Source organism: Mojavia sp., assembly GCF_059505145.1.
The window spans coordinates 1-24,741 of sequence record NZ_JCACKA010000058.1 but is presented as its reverse complement, the minus strand read 5'-3'; the positions used below and the strand labels follow the sequence as shown (position 1 = coordinate 24,741).

General features: G+C 40.9%; 19 protein-coding genes. 9 read left to right on the top strand and 10 right to left on the bottom strand.

The window, feature by feature from the left end; all coding sequences use genetic code 11:
• The 4 genes from AC5JL8_RS11740 to AC5JL8_RS11725 all read left to right on the top strand — a co-directional run bounded on the left by AC5JL8_RS11740 (position 1) and on the right by AC5JL8_RS11725 (position 3,744).
• Entirely contained in the window at positions 1 to 333 is a 333-nt protein-coding gene (locus tag AC5JL8_RS11740; RefSeq protein WP_495879956.1) for a DUF6825 family protein, read from the top strand.
• Between the two features lie 200 nt (positions 334 to 533).
• Entirely contained in the window at positions 534 to 2,219 is a 1,686-nt protein-coding gene (locus AC5JL8_RS11735) for an ABC1 kinase family protein (RefSeq protein ID WP_495880052.1), read from the top strand.
• An 18-nt stretch (positions 2,220 to 2,237) separates the two neighbouring features.
• Positions 2,238 to 2,984: a Stp1/IreP family PP2C-type Ser/Thr phosphatase gene (locus AC5JL8_RS11730; protein WP_495879955.1), complete on the top strand. Its 747-nt coding sequence runs from the start codon at positions 2,238 to 2,240 to the stop codon at positions 2,982 to 2,984.
• A gap of 562 nt (positions 2,985 to 3,546) precedes the next feature.
• Entirely contained in the window at positions 3,547 to 3,744 is a 198-nt protein-coding gene (locus tag AC5JL8_RS11725) for an NblA/ycf18 family protein (protein WP_495879954.1), read from the top strand.
• Between the two features lie 391 nt (positions 3,745 to 4,135).
• Here AC5JL8_RS11725 and AC5JL8_RS11720 read toward each other — a convergent pair whose 3' ends face one another.
• The 10 genes from AC5JL8_RS11720 to priA all read right to left on the bottom strand — a co-directional run bounded on the left by AC5JL8_RS11720 (position 4,136) and on the right by priA (position 18,206).
• A complete protein-coding gene (locus tag AC5JL8_RS11720; protein WP_495879953.1) occupies positions 4,136 to 5,689 on the bottom strand; it encodes a serine/threonine-protein kinase in 1,554 nt (517 codons plus the stop codon).
• Positions 5,690 to 6,138: 449 nt separating this feature from the next.
• Positions 6,139 to 6,585: a hypothetical protein gene (locus AC5JL8_RS11715; RefSeq protein ID WP_495879952.1), complete on the bottom strand. Its 447-nt coding sequence runs from the start codon at positions 6,583 to 6,585 to the stop codon at positions 6,139 to 6,141.
• Positions 6,586 to 6,723: 138 nt separating this feature from the next.
• Positions 6,724 to 7,941 (bottom strand): anhydro-N-acetylmuramic acid kinase, encoded by a 1,218-nt coding sequence (locus AC5JL8_RS11710; RefSeq protein WP_495879951.1) that lies wholly within the window; start codon positions 7,939 to 7,941, stop codon positions 6,724 to 6,726.
• Positions 7,942 to 8,341: 400 nt separating this feature from the next.
• The gene (locus AC5JL8_RS11705; protein WP_495879950.1) at positions 8,342 to 8,620 is read right to left on the bottom strand and encodes a hypothetical protein; all 279 of its coding nucleotides are present in this window, start codon (positions 8,618 to 8,620) and stop codon (positions 8,342 to 8,344) included.
• Positions 8,621 to 9,662: 1,042 nt separating this feature from the next.
• Positions 9,663 to 9,836 carry an adenine nucleotide alpha hydrolase family protein gene (locus tag AC5JL8_RS11700; RefSeq protein WP_495879949.1) on the bottom strand — a complete coding sequence of 58 codons (174 nt, stop codon included), beginning with the start codon at positions 9,834 to 9,836 and terminating at the stop codon, positions 9,663 to 9,665.
• Positions 9,837 to 9,845: 9 nt separating this feature from the next.
• Entirely contained in the window at positions 9,846 to 10,448 is a 603-nt protein-coding gene (gene kdpC / locus AC5JL8_RS11695) for a K(+)-transporting ATPase subunit C (protein WP_495879948.1), read from the bottom strand.
• Between the two features lie 40 nt (positions 10,449 to 10,488).
• Positions 10,489 to 10,764 (bottom strand): K(+)-transporting ATPase subunit F, encoded by a 276-nt coding sequence (gene kdpF / locus AC5JL8_RS11690; RefSeq protein WP_495879947.1) that lies wholly within the window; start codon positions 10,762 to 10,764, stop codon positions 10,489 to 10,491.
• 38 nt (positions 10,765 to 10,802) lie between these two features.
• The gene (gene kdpB, locus AC5JL8_RS11685; RefSeq protein WP_495879946.1) at positions 10,803 to 12,908 is read right to left on the bottom strand and encodes a potassium-transporting ATPase subunit KdpB; all 2,106 of its coding nucleotides are present in this window, start codon (positions 12,906 to 12,908) and stop codon (positions 10,803 to 10,805) included.
• Between the two features lie 113 nt (positions 12,909 to 13,021).
• Positions 13,022 to 14,722, bottom strand: a complete 1,701-nt coding sequence (gene kdpA / locus AC5JL8_RS11680) for a potassium-transporting ATPase subunit KdpA (RefSeq protein ID WP_495879945.1) — start codon at positions 14,720 to 14,722, stop codon at positions 13,022 to 13,024.
• 913 nt (positions 14,723 to 15,635) lie between these two features.
• Positions 15,636 to 18,206 carry a primosomal protein N' gene (gene priA / locus AC5JL8_RS11675; protein WP_495879944.1) on the bottom strand — a complete coding sequence of 857 codons (2,571 nt, stop codon included), beginning with the start codon at positions 18,204 to 18,206 and terminating at the stop codon, positions 15,636 to 15,638.
• 844 nt (positions 18,207 to 19,050) lie between these two features.
• Here priA and AC5JL8_RS11670 point away from each other — a divergent pair.
• From AC5JL8_RS11670 to AC5JL8_RS11650, 5 genes are all read left to right on the top strand, one after another.
• On the top strand, positions 19,051 to 20,184 hold the full coding sequence (locus AC5JL8_RS11670; protein ID WP_495879943.1) for an RpoD/SigA family RNA polymerase sigma factor: 1,134 nt from the start codon (positions 19,051 to 19,053) through the stop codon (positions 20,182 to 20,184).
• Between the two features lie 94 nt (positions 20,185 to 20,278).
• Positions 20,279 to 20,767, top strand: a complete 489-nt coding sequence (locus tag AC5JL8_RS11665; RefSeq protein WP_495879942.1) for a GNAT family N-acetyltransferase — start codon at positions 20,279 to 20,281, stop codon at positions 20,765 to 20,767.
• Positions 20,768 to 20,982: 215 nt separating this feature from the next.
• The gene (gene petJ / locus AC5JL8_RS11660) at positions 20,983 to 21,315 is read left to right on the top strand and encodes a cytochrome c6 PetJ (RefSeq protein WP_495879941.1); all 333 of its coding nucleotides are present in this window, start codon (positions 20,983 to 20,985) and stop codon (positions 21,313 to 21,315) included.
• A 91-nt stretch (positions 21,316 to 21,406) separates the two neighbouring features.
• On the top strand, positions 21,407 to 22,324 hold the full coding sequence (locus tag AC5JL8_RS11655) for a tetratricopeptide repeat protein (protein ID WP_495879940.1): 918 nt from the start codon (positions 21,407 to 21,409) through the stop codon (positions 22,322 to 22,324).
• 132 nt (positions 22,325 to 22,456) lie between these two features.
• Positions 22,457 to 24,559 carry a TonB-dependent receptor plug domain-containing protein gene (locus AC5JL8_RS11650; RefSeq protein WP_495879939.1) on the top strand — a complete coding sequence of 701 codons (2,103 nt, stop codon included), beginning with the start codon at positions 22,457 to 22,459 and terminating at the stop codon, positions 24,557 to 24,559.
• The last annotated feature ends 182 nt before the right edge of the window (positions 24,560 to 24,741 follow it).

The following is a 24,741-nucleotide window of genomic DNA, read 5'->3' as shown; positions in this document are numbered from 1 at the left end:
ATGAGTAACCCACTTTTACAAGCCTTTTTCGTAGGCAGAGCAGTAGCAGAAGTAGTCAACGATCGCTTAGAGGTCGCTTTAACTGATGCTTTAAGCGAACTTGGCAAATTCGATGCTGAAGCTAGAGAGCAGCTGCGTCAGTTCACAGATGAAGTTTTAGAACGGGCAAATCGGGCAGCAGAAGCAGCTAATGTCGGTCAATCTACCACAGGCACAGGCACTAGGTCAGCTACTACCGATCCAGTTGACTTACAAGCCATGATTGATGAACTGCGAGCAGAAATCGCCCTATTACGAACTGAATTGCAAAAGTATCGTAGTAATTCAATATAAAAGCTGGGCAAAAATAGATATAAGAGCATTCCTGTCTTGAGATTTTAGTCATCAGTCATTTGTTGATGATTTTTGACAAATGACCAAAAGCTAGGCTAACTCAGCACAGTCTTTGCTCGATTTTGATCATAAAAAGTTTAGGAATCAGAGTGTCTTTTCTTCCAGGTAATTCGGTTAAAAACCAACGGTACGCAAAAAATATGGAACAAGGTTATTCGGATAAGGCATACCGTTGGAATCGTGAAAATTATTCTAGCAGACGGCGCTTTGTGGACATTTGGTCTTTCGTATTGACCTTAATGTTCAAGCTTTGGCGGTACAACAAATCTTGGAGTTATTCTGGCGGAGTAACTGAGGTAAAGCAAGCTGCAAGGCGCAAACACCAAGCTGTCTGGATTCGTAATACTCTGCTCGACTTAGGCCCAACCTTTATCAAAATTGGGCAGTTGTTTTCTACCCGTGCTGACATTTTCCCTGGCGAATATGTAGAAGAACTGGCAAAGTTGCAAGACAAAGTGCCAGCTTTTAGTTATGAGCAAGTAGAAGCAATTATTCAGCAAGAATTAGGTAAAAAAATTCCTGATCTTTTTCAGAATTTTGATCCTATTCCTTTAGCTGCCGCTAGCTTAGGGCAAGTTCACAAAGCTGTGCTGCATACTGGTGAAGCAGTTGTTGTCAAGGTACAACGCCCTGGACTAAAGAAACTATTTGAAATTGATTTACAAATACTCAAAGGAATTACCCGCTACTTTCAAAACCATCCTAAATGGGGGCGAGGGCGAGATTGGATAGGGATTTACGAAGAGTGTTGTCGTATTCTTTGGGAAGAAATTGATTATCTTAACGAAGGTCGTAATGCTGATACTTTTCGGCGGAACTTTCGCGGCTACGATTGGGTAAAAGTCCCTAGAATTTATTGGCGTTACACCTCGTCACGAGTGCTGACCTTGGAGTATTTGCCTGGAATTAAAATTAGCCAGTATGAAGCAATAGAAGCAGCAGGTTTGGATCGCAAGATTATTGCCCGTCAGGGCGCTCAAGCCTACTTACTTCAGTTGCTCAATAATGGCTTTTTTCATGCTGATCCCCACCCAGGAAATATTGCTGTCAGTCCGAATGGGGATTTGATATTTTATGATTTCGGCATGATGGGGCGGATTAAATCCAACATCCGTGAAGGGCTAATGGAAACGCTGTTTGGTATTGCCCAAAAAGATGGCGATCGCGTTGTGAAATCTCTGATTGATTTGGGGGCGATCGCAGCTGTAGAAGACATGGGGCCAGTGCGGCGTTCTGTCCAGTATATGCTGGATCATTTCATGGATAAACCCTTTGAAAACCAATCCGTCGCGGCAATCAGTGACGACCTTTACGAAATAGCTTATAATCAACCATTTAGATTTCCAGCAACCTTCACTTTTGTGATGCGAGCTTTTTCCACTCTTGAGGGAGTTGGCAAAGGCTTAGATCCAGAATTTAACTTTATGGAAGTTGCTAAACCATATGCAATGCAACTTATGACCAATATGAATGGTTCTGAGAGCAATAGCTTCCTCAATGAATTAAGTCGCCAAGCAGTTCAGGTCAGTACTACTGCATTTGGACTACCACGTAGATTAGAAGATACGCTAGAAAAGCTCGAGCGAGGAGATCTGCGCCTGCGGGTTCGTTCTTTAGAAACTGAACGTCTGCTCAGGCGACAAAGCAATATTCAAATGGGAATTAGTTACGCTCTGCTCATCTGTGGATTTACCCTTTCAGCCACCATTTTATTGGTGAATCATTATGTATTGTTGGCAGTGCTGGCTGGTTTAATTGCAGCAGCTGTCTCAGGAATACTGATACGATTACTTTTACGCCTCGACCGTTATGACCGTATGTATTAATTGTTGTAGTAAAAATTTATGAAACTTAACTTCACGGGTTTTAGCGATCCGGGACTTGTTCGTTCTAATAATCAGGATGCCTACTATATCGACCCAGAGGGGCGATTTTTCATTGTTGCCGATGGTATGGGTGGTCATGCAGGAGGAGAGGAAGCAAGCCGGATTGCTACTCGCGAAATTCAAGCATATTTGGAGAACAATTGGCAATCCTCTGAATCATCCCAGGAATTGTTAGCGCAAGCTTTATGGAGAGCTAATGAAGCGATTTTGCAGGATCAGCAAAATTATCCAGAACGCGCTGACATGGGTACAACAGCTGTAGTAGTAGTTTTTCGTGCTCCAGAGTCACCTTGGTGCGCTCATGTTGGTGACTCAAGGTTATACCGCTTTCGAGAATCACGATTAGAGCAGATTACAGAAGACCATACTTGGGTAGCAAGAGCGATCAAATTGGGTGATATCACTTTCGATGAAGCGCGGATTCATCCGTTTCGTCATGTTTTATCGCGCTGTTTAGGGCGCGAAGACTTACATCAAATTGATGTGCAACCCTTAGATGTAAAAGTTGGCGATTTGTTGCTGTTATGCAGTGATGGTTTGACAGAAGAACTGGCTGATCAGAACATAACTGACTGCCTCAAAGAAAACTATTTAGTAGAAAAAGCTGTTTACTCTCTAGTTGAGGCGGCTAAAGCTCAAGGTGGACACGATAACATCACAGTTGCTATTGTCGCAGTTGAAGATACTTCCCAAAATAGCCAATAGTTGAAGTTTCAAAAGTCACAAAACCTGCACTTTTGCCTATTTAAGGTAGATATACTCACCAATTTGTTCAGGTTGAGCATTTTTCCTATTTACTACTTGATAAAACTATTTCTAGCCTCCGAAGTTATCTCAGGAGGCTTAATTTACATAATTTGCTGAATTGACATCTTGCACGTAATGAGGTATAGCGAATATAATTTCCACCAATTCCCTTTGATTTTTTTATCCTCTAAGAAATCTTCTCTAATGAAAGGTTAAAGGAGGTTTAAGGGAAATATAAGGGTGTCAACCGACCAATGGTTAGACAAAAGTAACTTTCCCCCAATCTGCTTTAGTAGACTTGGGTTCTATATCAGTAGAGTTAGGAGTCAGCTACCCAAACAGAAAATCAGTCCATAAGAGTATGGGCAAAATTAATCCATAAGGGGTGGGCAATTCGTCAAACAATTGTTATCTTTCTTAATACAGAGGAACAAATGTGGCAACGATACCCGTCCCAGTATCATCCCTTTAGGGCTTCTGTGACCGATATAACCTTTACGCGTTGTTTTCTGGAGTAACTATGAACCGACCAATCGAACTATCCTTGGAACAGCAATTTAGTATTCGCTCATTTGCCACTCAAGTTCAGCATATGAGCCACGACCAAGCTAAAGACTTTTTGGTAAAGCTATATGAACAAATGATGGTGCGGGAAGCAACTTATCAAGAGCTACTCAAGCACCAGTGGGGCTTAGATTCAGGTTCCACTATGGCATAGATTCCTTCTAGTGTCGCAGTGGGCGACCTCCTTCTCTTGCTCGGTTCCAAGGAGGAAAGGAGCTGGGGATGTTGGGGCGTCAACTTCGATTAGCAATTTAATAATGTACCCTAACCTAAAGGTCAAACTTACTATGAGCGTTAGCCAAACTTACTTTTAGCTATCGTGATACTTATCCATGTTCACACTAAATGAAAAACTCCAAACCCTACAGAGGAAGATTTGTAGAGATTCAAGTAAAAGCAGTTTCTACAACTCGTATCGTAGCTAATTATATTTTTTATAAATAAAACGTACAACTAAATATAGATTTTTTTTAATAAAAGTTAACATTATTAGAGCGCTCACTCCCAATATTGCATAAGTTACATAACATACAATTAAATTTACCCTAGCTCGAAAGATGGAATTGGGAACTAGTATTCATTGCTTCCAGCTTTGCTAGAATCATGGGCTTGATTTTTTCATACTCGTGTTTGAGTAAACTTTTACTCATTTGGGGTTCAGCAGACGAAACCAAGACACTACTGTTATTAATCCACTCTTGCATTCGCTCGCATTGGGCCGAAGCAATACTGGAAACTAGCATATGAGAACAACGATGTGGTGTCTCTCTGGCAAAGAACAAGATACGATAATAACCTTTTTGTCCTAGCAGGTGAGCTATTTCCTGTCCAAGATTTGTTTTGAGATCAAGGTAATAAGGCAACCATTTAGGGCCATGTGTGCGGTTGTAGATCACAGTCAGCCATAGCAGCATAGGGTGGGGAATACTAATGAACAGAAATTGATTGTAACGTTTACAGATTAAGCACTTTTGAATTTCCTCTTGCGGTAACATTACCCACAAAGATGGTAAATCCTCACCATTGATGTGAATTTTTTGCGGAAAAACAATATCAGCAATTGGTTTATTTTCAGGCCAAGAATAGATGTGAGTGTTTCCATGCTGAGAAATAGATGTTCGTAAATCGGTCTTGATCTGTTGCTCAAATTCAGCTTTACCTGTAGTGACATTAATTAGGGCATTACTTTCTGGTTGAATGTTGCGCTTGTGATAATGGTGTTCTATGGATACTAAAGTGTTGAGAATGTCATTGATACTTTGAGGGCGATCGCTTGCTGCTTTAGCTAGACAACTCATAACCAAATCTTCCACTTGCTTTGGTAATTGCAAATGGGGAGCAGCCTCAGCAAAAGAAAGCGGCTGTTGATAGCGATGTAGTTTATACCATGCCCCAAAAGAGGAGATTGTTGGCAACAGTGGCATTGTACCGGTGAGCATCTCAAACATCATCACACCCAAACTATAAATATCAGAGCGGTTGTCTAATTCCTTACCCTCCATCTGTTCGGGAGAAGAATAAGCCAGAGTGCCCAAATAATAGTTAGTAACATTGCTATCTGACTGTAGTAACTTAGCAATCCCAAAATCTAGAACTTTGACTAATTCGCCAAAACTGGGATCTTGAATGACCAACATATTGCTGGGCTTTATATCACGATGGATAATTGGGTAGATATTGCCATCAACCGAGATACCATCATGGGCGCACTGTAACCCCAGACAGATTTGACGCACCATGCTTAGAAATCTGGGTAAAGAGAGATTTTGCAGGCGAATAATATTGCTCAGACTTTGCCCTTGCAGGTATTCCATGACATAGAACGGGGTATTATTCTCGTCTACGCCATAGTCCATCACTCGGACAATGTGGATGCTTTTTTGCCCTAGCAAGGCACAGGTTTTTGCTTCTCGCTCAAAGCGGTCTTGCAATCGCATCTTTTCATTTTGAATAGAAAGAGCAAGAAACTTAACAGCTACAGGTACACCTCCCAACAAAACATCTTTAGCACGATAAACTCGACCCATTGCTCCAGTACCAATTAATTCCTGAAGCTGGTAGCGTTTGCTGAGTAAGCGACCGATGTTGGGGTCTGGCATAGAAAATTCGGCTCCAATGTCCAAAAATCGTGGGTGACTCCTGCCCAGTAGACAGGTTGTAAATACTTGAGATTAAAAGTTAGATAAGATAAGCGATTCTGGTAGAGTTACCCTAATGTTTTGCCCCATTTTGCACTTGACTAAACTGAGTACTGAGCTGGGTAAAGAAGTGAAGAACTTATTCAGCACTTTCGGCTCATAACTCTTCATTTATGATTTAGTGTGCCCACTTTTGGCAAAGTACGTAGCTAGTAAAAATATTTTTGTTTGTATGCAAGCTGGGTGAAGAATAAGTAGAAGGCAGCCCCAATGAAAAAATTTTCATCACCATGCATGAAAACGGGACTGGGGACTGTAAGTAAAATAATTCAATTAACTCTCCCCCTGCTCCCTGCTCCCTGCCCTTTCTCTTCTACTCAGCACTCAGCACTCACAACTTAGGACTCAATTTATTTTGACTGACGCTCAAGGTTGGCTTCTATTGTACTGTCTAAAAAATGACCAGAAAGGATAGCGCTGTTTAAGTAATAGGCGTCATCAGATAACTGATGCATGGTTTCAAAACCACTACGACGCTGGCGATCGCCCAATGCCCAGTAACGTTGCACAATGGTGGATAAACCTATCAAGCCCTCGCCTTCAACCTGCCCTAAAAGATTATGCTGAAGTAAAAAAGTATATTGACGTTCGCCATCAAGAAGACGCCCCTTATATTGCAAAGAGATTTCTGAGCGATCGCTGCCTGGAAATACCAATTTTGTTGCCATAGTGAACCAGTTATCTCGATTCCAAGCCACCAAGGTCATACCCTTGACGCTAATTGGCATACTATTACGTTCCAGCCAACTTCCTTGTATTGTCCAGCGTCCGGGTTGCATTAAAAAAGTGTGAGCCACCTTGTGTGTTCCTTGACTTGATCGAGTACCGCCAAGACTATAGATATATATGATGCATGAATGTGTCAGGCAGTCAATAAGTTACAGTATAGCTTTGAGTAGACGGAAATTTTGATTGTTAAGTAAATAACTTAGTTATCATTGCTGACCTAAGTACATTTCTCCTAAAAGCACTTCTTGATCTGCTCCAGTAGCGGTAGGTAGGTTACCAGGAATACCTAGATGTCGCCAGTAAGCTAAAACTGCGAAGGCGATCGCTTCTTTAAAATCCGCACTCAAGCCGACTTCATCTGTAGTTTCGACTGGTACTGATGGCAATAACAACTGTAGCCGATGTTTCAAATAAAGATTGCGACTGCCGCCACCACATAATAGTATTCGATCTGGCAGTTGCGGCAAAAAAGTGCGGTAACTGTAAGCGATCGTAGCAGCTGTAAATTCTGTGAGTGTCGCTAGCAGGTCTGCTGGGCTGAGTTGGTATGCTTCAGCATCTTGTAAACACTGATGTAGGTAAGTTACACCAAATAATTCTCTACCAGTAGATTTGGGCGGAGGCAGATGAAAGTAGTCTTGACTGAGCCATTTTTCTACTAAAGGATTGCAGGGAGTGCCACTTGCTGCCCACTTGCCGTCTTCATCGTAGGTTTTAGCATTATCTGTCAGATGCTCCACAGCAAGATCCAACAGGCTATTTCCCGGCCCAGTATCCCAACCGAGAATTTTAGAGAGCCAGTTATCACGATGGGGAGGGATAAAAGTAACATTACCAATCCCACCGATATTTTGAATACAACGCCCTTCTTGGGGATGACTGAGCAAATAAGCATCAACTCTAGGAACGAGAGGCGCACCATGACCACCAATAGCGATGTCAGCAACGCGGAAGTTACTTACAGTTGTAATTCCCGTTACACGGGCAATCAAAGCACCACGACCGAGTTGGAGACTATAGCCTAGCGATTGAGGATTTGGAAGAATCTTACCTAGTCCCCAGTCCCTAGTTACCAGTCCCCAATGCCCAGGTGGTCGATGATAAACTGTTTGACCGTGGGAGCCAATCAAGGTTGCTGGCTGATGACCAGTTTGAATATTTTCGGCGGCTTGAGCAAAAACTAAGGCGATCGCATCATCTATTTCTGCAAATTCTGCCATGGAAATGGCAGCACCAGCACAAATTGCTAATATTCGTTCTCTGAGGTCGGTCGGGTAGGGATATGTCGCCCCAGTAACCAACTCAACTTTCAGATCCAAATCTGTACCAGAAATCTCTACCAAGGCAGCGTCTATGCCATCTACAGATGTGCCACTCATTAAACCAATCACGCGAGTAGGGACAGTAGTTTGTATAGTTTGCATTAGCAGAGATTATTTTGTAACTTGCGAAGGGTAGTTTATTTTAACGTGAATTCGATGAACCTCACCCCAACCCCTCTCCGAGGCGGAGAGGGGCTTAAATCTTCCAAAATATCAATGAAAAATCGAGGTTTTAAAGCCTCTCTTCTTGTAGGGGAGAGGAATGGAAGCGGGGTTTTCTCCAGCCATCGAATTCACGTTATTTTATACTAATATCGATGTCAAAAATATTAATAATGCTGACTAAAATAGTGCTTTTAGCTACTACTACCAAAAGTTTAAAATTCAAGTACAGGCTGAATCATAAGCGCTCTAATGGATGGAGCATAGGCTGGATTTGTGCGTTAATTTTGACACCAGCCTATTCATGGTTTGACATCTTTGTGCCGTTGCTTGTCCGTTACTATTCCATAGAGCAATGGATTTGGAAACGCTCTTGTCCAAAGACAATGCATTTATTACCAAGAGTATTTGTATCCAAAGAAATGTCTGTCTGATTATTGTTTCTGCCAGGAACTAAATACTGGAGTATCAGTGGTGTCCAAATAGCAATACATACTAGGGACACAATTCCTAACAGAATTTTCTGGGGAACTGGGTTTCGGTTCGACTTGAGTGGTGTTGATTGACTACAAACTTTTTTGGGCGACCAGAAATGATCATTGAAGTTGTAATAGCTCATTGATTAACTACCTCCTACTTTTATGAAACATACTCAGCAATCTTTTAAGCAGTTGTGTAAACAACTTTTATAGATATACGTGGTCTTTGTTCGACTTCAGCAAACTTGATCTGGATATATTTCTCATTTGGTAATTAAATTGCGTATCATCTCATGAATAGATTTTTTACTCAAGTGGGGAAAAGGGAAAAATTAAGAGTTAGAAAATTGATATGTTGCTCTTGCCCAAAAGAGAGTAAGAGAAAGCTTGCAGATACTACAACGTTTTGCGATCGCATGATTGCGCGGAGCGTAGCGCAATCGGGGCTAAGATATTTTGTTTAATAGCTAACCTTGATACTCTCTCAAGAGAGCGATTGGCTACTTTATTTACCAAATTTAACAATTTAACTAGCCTTTGTTATTTGTCATTCTGGCTGCCAAACTTTCTTGCCCACAATTACCCAACGTGTAAGTGTGGTTTTACCCGCGTCTGCGTGAGAGATAATTGCAAATTTAAGGCAACGATTCACCGTCTGGGGAATTGTAAAAATTCACTGACGTGGGCGATCGCATTATATATTTGTGTTTGCATAAGCCTAAAGTTTGATTACTAATTGCTTTACTTGGTAACTCTGATAGCCAGAATCATCAAATCCTTTGTGAAGCGAAAGATTGTCTAGCAGGATGCAACTACAGAGCCATGCTAGATAATCTTATTAATGGAGTTGATAAAGCAATTCTAGGGTGGACACTGATTGCCAATTTTAAGATAATTGCGGCGATTTGTTTTAGCAATACAGTGGCTCACGGCTGAAAATTAAAAGATTGATATTATTTTCGTTCTAAATCGTATATTCTTTTTTGACAGTTATAAATCTCCTTATGGTAATAAAATTAGTTTTAAAGTTTAAGATTTATACTTATCGATTGAACGAGGATTTTTTTCGCTAGAGATAATATATAAAGTAAATCGACGTTTTGAGCAAATGCACTAATTTTTGCGTAAAACACTTTGAAGGAAATTCTCTCAACGCGTTAGCAAAGCTCCTCCGAAGGAGGGTCACTGACTTTTGCCCATTACAAGTTGAGTAAGACGGTATTTTTCAGCAAGGTCAGCGATCGCCTTAGCTATGTTAGTGTTAGTTACACGAATAAAAGTAGCTTCAAATTTTTTGCACAACTTCTCGCAATTGAAAAACCTTTCTGTATTGGCGATACATAACGCATTCCCCATAAATAATTATTAGCTTTGCTCACGATCAATTTCTAGCAGGTCAAGAGCGTAATTTAATCGCAGAACATTCACTCCTGGTTCGCCAAAAATCCATAAAAATCTTCCATCAGTATACTTGTTAATTAAAGGTAGTATTTCATCTTCTTTGACATTACGGGCACGAGCAACTCTCTCCAACTGCTGTCTGGCTGTCTTGAAAGAAATATGAGGATCTAAGCCAGAGCCAGAGGTATAAATTAAATCGGCTGTAGGTTGGATATTCTCCTCTTGGAATTGATTTGCCTGCTCTACAATGCGGTTGAGTAATTCTGGATTGCTAGGAGCAAGATTGCTAGCGCCAGAAATGCCAGTAGGTCTAGCTCTTTTGCCTTGGCTATATCTCACTGTGCTGGGACGACCATGAAAATATTTATCAGATGTAAATACTTGACCAATTAAAGTAGAACCAATTGGTTGGCCATTATTTATATTCCACATGATGCTACCGTTAGCTTGCGACGGGAAAAAAACTTGACCCACTACGAGGATTGCGAGAGGATATATGATTGCAGTCAGCAACCAAAGTACCAGAGTCACGCGCATTGCTCTGATGATTTCTCGAATAATAGACATAAGATTCTTCCACTCGCTCTCAAAATTTAATTTTGAATTGTTAGAAACGCTCTGGCTGAAAAATTACAACAAATAAGTATATAACAAGTCCTACAGTAACAAATCCCAAAATGCCAATTGCCCAAGCAGAGGGACGTTCTAGGATGCCATCAGAGGCAGCATAAACAATTGGGGCAACTGCCAAATTCCAGCACAGCACAATAAAAATCGCTAGTGGCAGCTGTTGTTTGCGCCATTTTGACATGACAAAGGATATTGCCTGTAACATATCCCAATCATCAACTTCTTTCTTCGTGTTCCGATTTCTTTTGTGCATCCCTGGCAGTTGCTGTTTAAGTTTTAATTTTGAATTGCTCAGGTCAATCCCGCCAGCGTTATGAGCATATCTATCAATTTAATAGCGATAAATGGTGTGATTACCCCACCTAAGCCATAAATCAAGATATTGCGTTGCAAAAGCTGATTAACGGTTAGGGATTTAAATTGCACACCTTTTAAGGCTAGGGGAATTAATGCTGGAATCATCAAAGCGTTGTAGATCAAGGCTGATAGTACAGCGGAATTAACACTAGTCAACTTCATAATATTCAAACTTTGCAAGTTAGCAGAGGCAAATATCACCGGAATAATTGCAAAGTACTTAGCAATATCATTAGCTAGAGAAAATGTAGTCAACGCGCCACGAGTAATTTGTAATTGTTTACAAATCCTGACGATATCAATTAGCTTGGTGGGATCAGAATCTAAATCCACCATGTTAGCTGCTTCTTTTGCTGCCTGAGTCCCAGTATTCATGGCTAGACCAACATTAGCTTGTGCCAATGCCGGGGCATCATTAGTTCCATCTCCTGTCATGGCAACCACTTGGCCTGCTGACTGTTCTTGTTGAATCACGTTGATTTTGTCTTCTGGTGTGGCTTCGGCAATGAAGTCATCAACTCCAGCTGCTTTGGCAATCACAGAAGCAGTAATATGGTTGTCCCCAGTTAGCATAACGGTACGCACTCCCAGTCGGCGCAACTGGTCAAAACGTTCGCGGATACCAGGTTTAATAATGTCTTTAAGATAGATAACTCCGTAGATTTCGTTTTCTACGCAAACGGCTAAGGGTGTACCGCCCTGTTGGGATACTCGTTCGTAAACAGCTTCCAGTTCCGGGCTTTCACGTCCGTTACGGAAACGTACAAATTCTTTAATTGCTCCTACTGCTCCCTTGCGTACCTCACGCCCGCTTGGTAAGTTTGTGCCACTCATGCGGGTTGTGGCGGAAAATGCTACTCCTTCTGCATGGTTGTAGTCAAAATCTATTCTTGCGCCTAATTGTTCTGCCAGTCTAACAATCGATTTACCTTCTGGTGTATCATCAAACACACTAGCCACCCAAGCTACATTCGCAACTTCTTCGATTGAGTGACCGTTGAGCGGGATAAATTCTTCGGCCAAGCGATTGCCGAGGGTGATTGTACCTGTCTTATCAAGAACTAAGGTATTAACATCTCCACAAGCTTCGATCGCTCGCCTTGAGGTAGCAATAACGTTAAATTGGGCAACTCGATCCATAGCAGCAATGCCAATGGTACTTAACAAACCGCTGATGGTAGTGGGGATAAGTGCTACTAACAGAGCAATCAATATTGGTACGCTAATTGGACTTTGGGCAGCGTAGGCGAATGCAGGCAGAGTTACGACGACAAATAAAAATATTAAGCTTACAACCGTTAATAATACAGTTAGAGTAATTTCATTAGGTGTTTTTCTACGTTCTGCTTTTTCTAATAAGGCAATCATCCGATCAATAAATCCTTTACCTGAGTCGGCTGTGATGCGGATGATCAGTTCATCTGAGATAATACGGGTTCCACCAGTGACGGAACTGGCAACGTCCGAGCCTGATTCCTTCAGAACTGGTGCAGATTCCCCAGTAATTGCCGATTCATCAACTGAGGCAACACCCATAATCACCTCGCCATCGGCAGGAATAAAATCACCAGCCACTACGTAGACAGTATCACCTCGTTTGAGGCTGGTTGAAGGAACTTCACTAATTGAGCCGTCGGCGGCAAGTTTTTTAGCGATCGTCTCTGATTTTGTTGAGCGCAGGGCGTTGGCTTGGGCTTTACCTCGCCCTTCCGCTATAGCCTCGGCAAAATTGGCAAACCAAACCGTGAGGAACAAAACTCCTGTCAGCAAGCCGTTGAACAGCTGTGGGTTCTGCTGAGTAACTGGCCCGAATAAGCTAGGATCAATCGTTACCAGCAGGGTGATAATTGTGCCAACCCAAACCAAAAACATCACTGGGTTTTTGATGACATTCTTGGGGTTTAGCTTCACAAAAGCATCTTTAATTGCTCTTAAATATATGCCTTTGGTTTTTGCCTTCACCTTTTTGCTTGCTTGGTGGCGATCGCTGGGACGAGAACGTGGGGGTCTTGGTTTGGAGGTAGCTGCAACTGGATTCATAGTATTTGATGAGGGAGGAGTGGAGAAAGTAGGGAAACTGAGAAAGTTGAGGAAGCTGAGGAAAATAAATTATCTTCCCCATCTACCTCATCCTCCTTATGTATCTAATCTGCCTAATTGCCAGAGGCTAATTTAAAACCTTCGGCTATGGGGCCTAAAGCCAAAACGGGGAAGAAAGTCAGTACTCCCAAAATTAGACTTACTCCAGCTGTGACACTAGTAAATAGCAGAGAATCGGTTCTGAGAGTACCGGGTGTTTCGGGCACTGCTTTTTTACGAGACATACTATCAGCCAGCAGCAAAATTGCAATAATCGGTATGTAACGTCCTGCTAAGAGGGGAAATAGGCAACTCAGATTCCACCACAAAGCTGTAGGTGCAGGTTGAGAATTAGCTAACCCTGCCAATGCAGATCCGTTGTTAGCTGCGGCTGAGGCATATTCATAAACTACTTGGGAAATGCCGTGAAAGCCGGGGTTGGTAATTCCAGACAAGGAGATCGGATAAGCTAATGCAATGGCGCTAGGAATTAAAACTGCAATTGGATGAACCGCTAGAACTATACTAGCGAGGACGATTTCCCGCTTTTCAATTTTGCGTCCTAAAAATTCTGGGGTGCGTCCCACCATTAAACTAGTTAGGAATACGGTGAGAATTAAGTAAATAAATAGATAAGCTGTCCCTGTTCCCTGGCCTCCCCAGATAATTTGGATAAATAAGTTGAATAAGGTGGAAAATAATCCTTGCGGCATTAAGGAATCGTGCATACCATTGACAGCACCACTCATGGTGGCGGTGGTCATCACTGCCCATAGCGCTGTTTGTGCCCAGCCAAATCGAACTTCTTTACCTTCTAAATTAGGATGTTCTTGCCCCAAGGTGGCATTGATCAGGGGATTACCTTGCAGTTCTGCGGCTGCTGTGATCCCAACCAAGACCACAAAAATCACAAATACCATCCAGAATAGTAGCCAAGCTTGTTTAATATTGTTGGCGAATAAACCATAGGTGTAAATCAAGGCAGCTGGAATAGAAATCATGGCAATGATTTCTATTAAATTAGAAACACTATTGGGATTTTCAAAGGGGTGAGCAGAGTTAACACCAAAAAAACCACCGCCGTTATCGCCCAGCATTTTAATCATTTCAAAAGATGCCACTGGGCCTCTAGCTATATATTGTGTTCCTCCTTCCAAGGTTTTTACAACTAGGGTTTCTGCTAATGTTTGCGGTACGCCTACTATAAGTAAGGCGATCGCCCCAATCACAGAGATGGGTAACAATATACGTGTGATGGCGCGGGTGAGATCGACATAAAAATTCCCCAAATTTCGGCCTGTTAATCCGCGAATAAAGGCGATTCCTACTGCCAATCCGGTAGCTGCTGAGGTGAACATCAAAAAACCTAAAGCCGCTACCTGGCTAAAATAACTCAAGGTTGTCTCACCTGAGTAGTGTTGTTGGTCAGTATTTGTCACGAATGAAATAGTGGTGTGCAGCAATGTGTCCCAAGTAGGCGCACCAAAACCATTGGGATTCCAAGGTAAGAATCTCTGAAAATATATCAACGAATACACTACAATGCCCATGAGCAGGTTGCTGCATAATATCGCCCCAACATACTGCCAACCCGTCATATTATCTTTCCTACCGACACCTGCTAGTGCGTAGATACTTCGCTCTATAGGATTCATTAAGGAATCAAGCAGTGTTTTTTCTCCTAAGAAGACACGCGCCATGTATCTTCCCAAAACAGGAGTAATTGCTATGACAATACATAGCGTTAAGGCAATTTGTAAAAAACCTTGTCCCATATTGTTCGTACTCAATAAAATTTAAATGATAGACGGTTAAAACAGTTAAAAATGAAACTTAACACATTAACTGCTTAATAATGTCCTTTATCAACTCAATTTAGTTATTGAGATTTACGATTTTCATCTTTTACTATTGTCCAGAAACTTCTTGAAGTTTCTGTCAAGGATATTTAAACTTTAGTCTTGAGCTTTTATATCGCTTGCAAATACTATGCGTTTAGACGATAGATTTCCGGCGATTACTAATTTAATATTTTCTTAGAGGTTGTTTGAAAAGTGTTTCGCTGTGATTTTGGGTACTTTTAGATCCTCCCTAACCCCCCTTAAAAAGGGGGGAACCGGAATTAAAGTCCCCCTTTACAAGGGGAGCCACTGCGCCCTTGCGGGTTTCCCGACTCCCTCAGTGGCGTGGATTTAGGGGGATCTAGAACGTTTTGCTACCGACAAGAAGACTTTTCAAACATCCTCTTAGATAAAATACTTGGTATCTTTAGTACACATTATTTTACTTAGAAAGTATAAAATTACACTTTCTGTTTATTTAACCCCAAATAAAAGAGAAGTTAGCAAAAAATTATATTGCATATTTAAAATATTTGACGAAAATATTTACTATTGTTCCAGAGCTGAAATCAGACAAAAACTTTTCAAGATCATTTCATTGTTCCTTGTGAGCGTAGCTCATGAAGTCTCTTGCATAAACCTATATTTTGTATAAAGAACGACAGATGCACACAGTCCACAAATGCGATCGCACCTGCGTGATCGCCCTTGACGCTGCACTCCGCGCAATCGCGCAAAGCGCAGTGCTGTAAGCAATTTAATTGCAGACCGATGTATTAACATATCAATGCCATTGCGTGGCAAATCGAACCTACCACATCAAACTCATTGATTTCGTCCGTTATCATCACATAATGTTTAACGGATCTACATCTATCGTCAAGCTAACAGAACTTGGACAGAGCGATCGCACTTCCTCCCAATCTGGTAACTTTGGCAACGCATTCGGATCAAGCTTAATTAATATCTGCCAGCGGTAACGATTTGCTACCCGTACAATACTAGCTGGTGCAGGGCCTAATATCTCAAATTCTTCTCCTGTACCCAATGCTGTGGCTATTATCTGAGCCGCATTCTGCACTTGAATGGGATCGAGACTGCTTAATCGCAACAATATTAACCGTCCGTAGGGAGGATAATTGAGTGCTTGCCGTTGTTCTAATTCGGCAGTAGAAAATGACTGATAATCGTGGTGTCGTACTGCCTCAATTACCTCATGTTCTGGGTTGTAAGTTTGCACAATCACCCTACCTGGATCTTCACCTCTACCAGCACGTCCAGCGACTTGGGTTAAAGTTTGAAATGCCCGTTCACTGGCGCGATAATCTGATAAATGCAGCAATCCGTCAGCAGCGACAACACCCACAAGTGTCACCTGTGGTAAATCCAAACCTTTGGTGAGCATTTGTGTACCTACTAATAAATGTGCTTCACCGTTGGCAAATCTGGTGAGTAGGGTACGGTGTGCGCCTTTGTTGCGGGTGGTGTCGCTATCAAAACGGATGTATTTCAGTTCGGGAAACTGTCGCGCTAATTCTTGGGCTACCCGCTGAGTACCACTACCAAAGAATTTTAGATAAGGGGAAGCGCAGTCGGGGCAAAATTGCGGATGCGATCGCCCATAATTACAGTAATGACAACGCAATAATTGTGGCGCTCCGTCTTCGGTGTGGTGATACGCTAGCGACACGTCACAATGGGGGCATTCCAAAACATAACCACAACTACGGCAAGATACAAAGGTACTGTGTCCCCGCCGATGAATAAATAAAATTCCCTGTTGTTGTGTTTCTTGCAGCTGTTGCAAAGCTTCTTGTAGCGATCTACTAAATATAGAACGATTTCCCTGCTGCAATTCCTGCCGCATATCTATTATTTCTACAGGCGGTAAGGGGCGAGAGTTGATGCGTTCGGGCAGACTTAAGTAATAAGTACTGAGTTCTGAATTCTTAGTAGAAAGTGGAGAATCAGGAGTTAAGAGTCCATCCCTTCTCAAACTCACCCAACTTTCCAACGAAGGTGTAGCGGAACCTAATACTAGGGGACAGTTTTCGATTTCTGCGCGCCATTGAGCAACAGTGCGAGCATGGTAGGTAGGAATGGGAGAGTCTTGTTTAAAGCTGCTGTCGTGTTCTTCATCTAAAATAATTAAACCCAAGTTGGGTAAAGGAGCAAAAATGGCACTACGAGTGCCAATTACTACTTGGGGTTCTCCTGTAAGCATTTGTCGCCAAGTGTCGTAACGTTCACCTTCTGAAAGGGCGCTGTGATAGACACTGACTTTATTACCGAACCGGGCGCGAAAACGATCGGTTAGCTGAGGTGTTAGTCCAATTTCTGGCACTAAGACGAGGGCGGATTTGCCTTGATTTAATAAAGGTGCGATCGCTTGTAAATAAACCTCTGTCTTTCCAGAACCTGTTACCCCATGCAGCAAAACCTGAGCAAATCCATCAAGCGCCTGTATTGTAGCTAAGGCATTAGCTTGAGCAGTAGTTAAAGATTTAGGGCGATCGCCTGCAACTACAGGCCCCTGTTCTGTGCGTAATACTTCCCGTTCTTCGATAACTATACAACCCTTGTTTACCAATGTCTTTAGAGTAGAAGAACTAGTATTACAGATTTGCAATAATTCACTATGCCATAACTCACCACCGCGTCGCCGCAAAACTTCTACAATTTCTCGTTGACGAGTAGTTAAATCACTATCAATTGCCCCGATGAGAGTAACTGCTTTTTGTAATTTTGGTCGAGTTAATCTTGGGGGTTCTAAGTAGCTTTCTGCTAAACCAAATCGCAATAATTCTCGGACTCCCCGATAGGCAGATTTAACTTTTTGTTGGAGGTAGGCAAAACTGTAGTCTCCCGCTGATTGCGCTTGCAAAAGTTGCAAAATTTGCTGTGCATATGGACTTAGAAAAGCCGCAGTCGAAGAAGTTTGGCTGGTAAGTACATAATTACTCTGCTGTTGCTCAGTTTCCTTTGCCAAGGAAGTCAAGCGGATACGACGCTGCGATCGCCCCAGTAAACCAGGTGGCAAAGCTACCCTGATCACCTGAATTAGGGGCGTATAGTAGTATGTCGATATTCTATTTAATAATTCCCAGTAACCACTTGGAAAAAACCCCACACTTACTACATCTTCTACATCCCGAATTTTCTCCAGTGGTAGATCGGTATTTGGTTGTGCCAGGAATCGAATGGCGATCCCTCCCATTTGTTGTGTGCCAAACGGTACAGTTAAAATATCTCCTGGTTTTATTTCTAACTGAGGTGGTAATCGGTAGGTAAATAGCCCAGAGTTTCCTGGACAGTCCACCAATACTTCAATCCACCGATTCACATTTATCTGTGACTGATAAGATTCCCCAGGTTCATTCACTACCAAAGGGGAGAAATTTACATCATTAATATACATATTTTATAATTTTATATACAGATATTTATATTTCGTTGTTTCAGTTCGTAAAATGCCATTTTGCTTCTTATAATCTAAGTTTTTGCTTTATTCCCCACAAACTGTATTTCGCAATACTTTTATCCCTCATAATACTTGATAAGTTTCCTCTTATGTCATCTACTAGACAAATCGATCTCAGCCATACGTGCAATAAATATTAGATGTCGACGATACACAATAAAAGCATCTAATCTTCTACCTCTTAATCAGTTTATATATCTGCTAAATAGGGTATGGTCTTTTCCCCCTATTGATAGATATTCAGTTATTGATGCCTATGAGATGCTTTTATACGAACAAGAAAAATATATTTATGAGTTTTAAATTGTTAAATTTGTATTATTTATGAAAGTTTTCATGACACATAAAGTCAGCATTCGGATTCCGATTTATTAATTAGCTTCTAACCTAATAAAGTCTAAAAAACTTTATAAAATATATAATATCTTTAGAATTAAGGATATATGGCTGAAAACTTTATAGTGATTAAGTTTGAGAGAGTTTGAATGAATTTGACATATTTGAAAATAAAGAAAAAAATGAGGATATATGGGCTGAGGAGACGAGGGGATAGTTTTTAGGTGCAAAAGCCAGTTTTGTTAGAATTTCTAACTCCTATCTAGCACTAACCAACAGATGACAGCTAGAAACTGATTTTCACTTCTGATGAATAAATTAGCATAAACTTACGTTTTGCTACCAGATGTGTGTATTTGCCCCTTAGGGAAAACTACCAAGTCTCAAGCGAGCAGCTGTCACTAAATTATGTACCAAACAAAGCAAAAATCCCTACAGGAAACTTATGAATATTGCTGAATTGGGAACAATGGAAATACTGGAGAATGCTGCTGAAATTGAAGAACAATCACTTGATAGTTTAGAACCAGTGGCCGAAGAAGATTCCTTAATTCCAGACAACTTGGAATCAGAGGAACGCGATGGGGATGAGATGGCAGCAGCCCGCCCTTCGGGATATAACAAAACTGAGCATGATGATGCTGTAGGCGCGTTTTTTAAAGAAATGGCGCGTTATCCTCTGCTAAAAGCAGATGAAGAGGTGGAGCTAGCACGGCGAGTCAGGTTTATTGAAGAAGTAAGGGAAATACAAGAAACCTTACACTTAAACCTTGGACAGCAACCTAGCAAGGGACAAGTAGCTGCCGAATTAGACCTGACAGAAAGGCAGTTAGAAAGTCGCTTGTATCAAGGTAGAGTAGCGAAACGCAAAATGATTCGCTCTAACCTTAGATTAGTAGTGTCAATTGCTAAACGATATCTCAATCGCGGAGTGCCTTTTCTAGATTTAATCCAAGAAGGGGCAATGGGTTTAAATCGGGCTACAGAAAAATTCGATCCAGATAAAGGATATAAATTTTCAACTTACGCCTATTGGTGGATTAGACAAGCGATTACGCGGGCGATCGCTAACGACGCACGCACAATTCGCTTACCGATCCATATTGTAGAAAAACTTAACAAACTTAAAAAAGCGCAACGAGAACTCAAACAAAAACTTGCTCGCAATCCTTCCGAAGCTGAAATGGCAGAAGCTTTGGAAATGAATGTGCAACAACTACGCCAACTACAACAACTCAGGCGTCAAGCACTCTCCCTCAACCACCGCGTCGGTAAAGAAGAAGACACGGAACTGATGGATTTGCTAGAAGATGAAGATAACCAATCTCCAGAAGCAAAAATGAACGAAAACATGATGCGCCAGGAGATTTGGGAAGTATTGGGCGATGTTTTAACTCCCAGGGAAAAAGACGTAATTTCTTTGCGTTATGGGCTGACAACCAGCGAACCTTGCACTTTGGAAGAAGTTGGCAATATGTTCAATCTCTCCCGTGAACGAGTGCGACAAATCCAAAGCAAAGCTATGAGAAAATTGCGCCGTCCCCATATAGCAAAACGTTTAAAAGGTTGGTTGATATAAAAGTGCTGAGTGCTGAGTAAAAGTTATGAGTTTTGAGTGATTAATGATAGAGTTTTTCAAACATTCAAGACTTAAAACTTAGGACTTTATTTCAATGTCTTCTAATTTGATTATACGTTTTGCTGAACCTGCTGATTGCAGTGTCTTGTTTGACCTAATTCAGCAGCTTGCTGATTATGAAAAACTATCTCATGCCGTAACTGGCAATTTTATGGCTCTCAAAGAGCATTTATTCGGCTCTCCAAGATACGTTGAGGTAATTTTAGCAGAATATGCAGGGCAAGCTGTAGGCTTTGCCCTATTTTTTCATAATTATTCAACATTTTTGACAAAGCCAGGAATTTATCTCGAAGATTTGTTTGTTTTACCTGAATATCGCCGTCAAGGAATTGGTAAAGCTCTGCTTTCTAAATTAGCGCAAATTGCTGTAGAGCGTGATTGTGGGCGGTTAGAATGGAGTGTTTTAGATTGGAATGAGCCTGCACAAGAATTCTATCGTAGTATGGGCGCATCTATTTTAGATGATTGGCGAATTTGTCGTGTTACGGAAGAGGGACTGGCGCAATTAGCGGACAAAGGATGAAGTATAAAATCGCCAAAATTCATGCTTCAATTTTAATATTTTATTCATTCTTATTGGTTTTGTAGAGCCAGATTCTAAGCTAAAATTCCGGCATCCAAAATTTCAAATTGTGAAAACGAAGTATGACAGCTTGTCTTTTGACGAAGATAAATATTCAATCGAAAATGATGGAGGATATTGCACCAAATAAACTTTGGTCGTGGAGGGAACACGAGATGAAAAAGATTCTTGCAGTGATACTGTTAGGCATAACAATCTTCACCCTTGCCTTCAGTAATCCAGCTTTGGCAGCAGATACTGCCAATGGAGCTAAAGTATTTAGTGCTAATTGTGCTTCTTGTCATGCAGGCGGCAAAAATTTGGTTCAAGCTAACAAAAATCTGAAGAAGGATGCTTTGGAAAAATATGGTCTTTACTCAGCAGAGGCCATTATTTCTCAAGTTACAAATGGTAAAAATGCCATGCCTGCTTTTAAAGGTCGTTTAAAATCCGATCAAATTGAAGATGTAGCTGCCTACGTCCTAGAACAAGCAGATAAAGGTTGGTAGTAAAATAGCATTTTACTTGACCAATTAACAATTAGCAGGGCTTTATCTCTTGCTAATTGTTTTGCTGCCGAAATTGTCAAATATGTTGCTTATGACTTATTTTTGGCGAGTATTTCTCAGTGTGATTTTTGCTTTTATTTTCAGCTTTGGGACTACTGCTGCACACTCTTCACCTATCTCAAACGCAGAAATCACAGGAAATGAATTTTTCAAGTTAGGTGTAGATAATATTCTGCACAGTAATTATCAACAGGCGATTGAGAATTTAACCCAGGCGATTCAACTTCAAAGTCATCTTGGGAAAGCTTATAGCGATCGCTGTCTTGCTTATCTTCAATTACAAGATTACCATCAGGCGATCGCAGATTGTAATCAAGCGATAAATTTTGCCCCGAATAACGTGGAAGCTTATCTTAATCGGGGACTGGCAAACTACAGACAAAAATATTTTTCTGCTGCCATTGCTGATTATAATCAAGCGATCGCACTTAAACCTCATGAGTTCCGAGCATACTATAATCGCGCTTTAGCTCATGCGGCAAAGGGCAATTACTCAGAGGCAATTTTTGATTATAATTTGTCCCTGACTCAAATTTCCCAGCCAACAAATCTACTGCTTGCAGATATTTATAATGACCGAGGTTTAGCGCGGTTGCAGTTGCAAGATTTAGAAGCAGCTATGCTTGATTTTAGTAAGGCAATTCACCTTGATGCTAATGATTACAGAGCTTACTTTAATCGAGGTTGTGCTTGTCGCAGAAAGGGAGATAACTTTGGTGCATTACGTGATTTTTCCGAAGTAATTCGGCTAAATCCCAATAATGCCATAGCTTATGTTAACCGGGGAATGACTCGATATCACTTAGGATATTATCAAGGTGCGATCGCCGATTTGCAAAAAGCATCAGACTTCTTTGAGTATCAAGGAGAAAAGCTTGCTTATAAACAAGCATTAACTTTACTCAAAACGATGCAAAATCAAATCTCATCTATCTCAGAAATTGCTTAATTTATCTACTCTAAATGCAGTGACGGTTTAATAACTGTCACTGCAAGTACGACAATATGTCTTTTGACATACTTTTCATGTTACTGCAAAAATAGCACTCGGTTGCAGTTTTTACCGGGTGTGAGAGAAATCGTGCAAAAGATTTTTTTTCTATTTTTTATTAATGTACCGTGTTTGTTAATATTATTTCCTGTTTTAGCTGCTGATATTAAAGTTGAGACAGAAAATGTTGAGAAATTGCCCCAAGTAATTTCAGATATTCCCGATCTGAATCAAATTGAGCTACCTTCTACTAATGCTGAATTATTAACTCAGCCATCTCTAATACTTGAGCCAGTATCGCAAGCAGAAACAGAGCCAGATTCTACCGAGGATGAAGCAGATATTTCAATAGAAGTAATTGGTGAACAAGACACTTTACCTCAGTCCACACCTGTTTATGTAATCGAGCAAGAAGAAATTAAAAAGCAAGGTGCTAGTAGTGTAGCTGATGTTTTGAAAAAATTGCCTGGTTTCGCCATTAATGATGTTGGCCCTGGTGCAGATATTCACACAGGTACATATTATCGGGGGTTCTCAATCAATCAGTCTGTATTTTTGATTAATGGCAGACAAATTAATACTAATATTAATAATTATCATGGTGGAACTGACTTAAACAGCATTCCTGTAGAAGCGATTGATCGAGTGGAACTATATAGCGGTGCTGCTTCCGCTTTATATGGTTCATCAGCCTTTGGCGGAGTTGTAAATATCATCACCAAAGAAGGCTATGGCAAGCCTAAATTAACTGGCACTATAGAATTTGGCTCATTGAGTACAAATAATCAACAAGTTAGTTATGGTGGTGCTTCTGGTGCTGTCAAGTACAACTTTAGCTTTGAAAGGTTCTTTACAGATAATCGTTATCGCGTACCTGTGGGAGCAGCTAATCGTGATGCTCAAGGGTTTTTATTTAATGCAGATACGGCTACAAGTACCTACTTTGGTAGTATTGGCGTAGATTTAGATCGAAGAAACTCTCTGAACTTAGATATTACTAAATTAAGTAGTCGTAGGGGTTTAGTTTATTTCGGTTTTCCTCTTCAAAGAGACCGATTAGATCATGATGGATTAAATGCTGGCTTATCTTGGAAAACTCGATTAGGAAATGGAGAGAATTCTATCCTCACAACTACATTGGGTTATAACCAAGATTACTTTAGTACCTATGGCCCTACTGTTTTTCAAGGACAAGAATATTACCGTACAGGTGTTTTAGATACTCAACAATTTACAGCCAGAGTAGATCATGATTGGAGACTTACCCCTAATAATAAATTACGCTGGGGCTTAGATTTAAAAAATACTGATTTAAACGGTGATGTTTTCAGCAGCAGTCCGAATAGGATTGGAAATAATGAAACTGAAGATAGAAGTGTGTTCACTACAGCCTTATTTGCAGTTAATACTTTAAATATTAGCGATAATTTTCTGATAGATTTAGGACTGAGGCAAAACTTTGATGGGCAGTTTGGTAATTACTTAAATCCAAGTGTAGGGTTACGTTATGCTGTGTCACCCAACATTGCTGTGCGTGGTAGTTGGACAGGAGGACAGCGTAATCCTGGCTTAGATCAGTTATATGTTTATGATACGGTTCATGGTTGGGAACCCAATCCTGATTTACAACCAGAAACTGGTTCATCTTGGACTGCTGGAATAGATATCAATTTTTCGGAAAATTTGACTGGTCAATTTACTTATTTTGGTAGTAGTTTAAGTAATCGCTTGGGAGTCATAGCTGCAAGATGGACAAATATTGGTTTGGTTGATACTAATGGGTTAGAAGCAGCGTTACGTTTACAAATTGCTAGTGGCTGGTCAACTTTTGTTAATTACACTTATACAGACGCGCAAATCAAATCAGGAACAGAAAGCGGCTTACAGTTAGGATTAATTCCTTACTCTGTAGCCCAAGCTGGTATAGGTTATCAAAATGCAGGTTGGCAAGCTAATTTGTATGTTACTTATAACAGTGGTTCTCGTAGAGCTACATTTACAAGACCAGGGGATAAAATTACAGATTTCACACCATCTTTTTTTAATTTAGATTTTAGCGCTCGTGTTCCTGTAACTAGAAATTTAGGACTGCTAGTTTATTTAGAAAATTTACTAGATGAGCAATACGAGCGAGTTAATCGTACTTATAGCCCTGGGTTTACTTTCCGTTTAGGTTTAACCGCAGAATTGTAGGTATTGTTTGTAGAGGTCAAAAATCTTCAGAACTTACGCACTCAGATCCCCCAACCCCCTTAGAAAGGGGCAGCCCTGCGCCCTTGCGCGTTCCCCGACTCCCTCAGTGGCGTGGCTTTAGACGTTCCCCCCTTTTTAAGGCTACGGTGTACACACATCTGTGTACTAAACCGAAATCATTG

Bases quoted from the DNA above. Each gene is read 5' to 3' on its own strand.
- AC5JL8_RS11740 (WP_495879956.1), top strand. From the start codon at position 1: ATGAGTAACCCACTTTTACAAGCCTTTTTCGTAGGCAGAGCAGTAGCA.
- AC5JL8_RS11735 (WP_495880052.1), top strand. From the start codon at position 534: ATGGAACAAGGTTATTCGGATAAGGCATACCGTTGGAATCGTGAAAAT.
- AC5JL8_RS11730 (WP_495879955.1), top strand. From the start codon at position 2,238: ATGAAACTTAACTTCACGGGTTTTAGCGATCCGGGACTTGTTCGTTCT.
- AC5JL8_RS11725 (WP_495879954.1), top strand. From the start codon at position 3,547: ATGAACCGACCAATCGAACTATCCTTGGAACAGCAATTTAGTATTCGC.
- AC5JL8_RS11720 (WP_495879953.1), bottom strand. From the start codon at position 5,689: ATGCCAGACCCCAACATCGGTCGCTTACTCAGCAAACGCTACCAGCTT.
- AC5JL8_RS11710 (WP_495879951.1), bottom strand. From the start codon at position 7,941: ATGCAAACTATACAAACTACTGTCCCTACTCGCGTGATTGGTTTAATG.
- AC5JL8_RS11705 (WP_495879950.1), bottom strand. From the start codon at position 8,620: ATGAGCTATTACAACTTCAATGATCATTTCTGGTCGCCCAAAAAAGTT.
- AC5JL8_RS11700 (WP_495879949.1), bottom strand. From the start codon at position 9,836: ATGGGGAATGCGTTATGTATCGCCAATACAGAAAGGTTTTTCAATTGC.
- kdpC (WP_495879948.1), bottom strand. From the start codon at position 10,448: ATGTCTATTATTCGAGAAATCATCAGAGCAATGCGCGTGACTCTGGTA.
- kdpF (WP_495879947.1), bottom strand. From the start codon at position 10,764: ATGCACAAAAGAAATCGGAACACGAAGAAAGAAGTTGATGATTGGGAT.
- kdpB (WP_495879946.1), bottom strand. From the start codon at position 12,908: ATGAATCCAGTTGCAGCTACCTCCAAACCAAGACCCCCACGTTCTCGT.
- kdpA (WP_495879945.1), bottom strand. From the start codon at position 14,722: ATGGGACAAGGTTTTTTACAAATTGCCTTAACGCTATGTATTGTCATA.
- priA (WP_495879944.1), bottom strand. From the start codon at position 18,206: ATGTATATTAATGATGTAAATTTCTCCCCTTTGGTAGTGAATGAACCT.
- AC5JL8_RS11670 (WP_495879943.1), top strand. From the start codon at position 19,051: ATGAATATTGCTGAATTGGGAACAATGGAAATACTGGAGAATGCTGCT.
- AC5JL8_RS11665 (WP_495879942.1), top strand. From the start codon at position 20,279: ATGTCTTCTAATTTGATTATACGTTTTGCTGAACCTGCTGATTGCAGT.
- petJ (WP_495879941.1), top strand. From the start codon at position 20,983: ATGAAAAAGATTCTTGCAGTGATACTGTTAGGCATAACAATCTTCACC.
- AC5JL8_RS11655 (WP_495879940.1), top strand. From the start codon at position 21,407: ATGACTTATTTTTGGCGAGTATTTCTCAGTGTGATTTTTGCTTTTATT.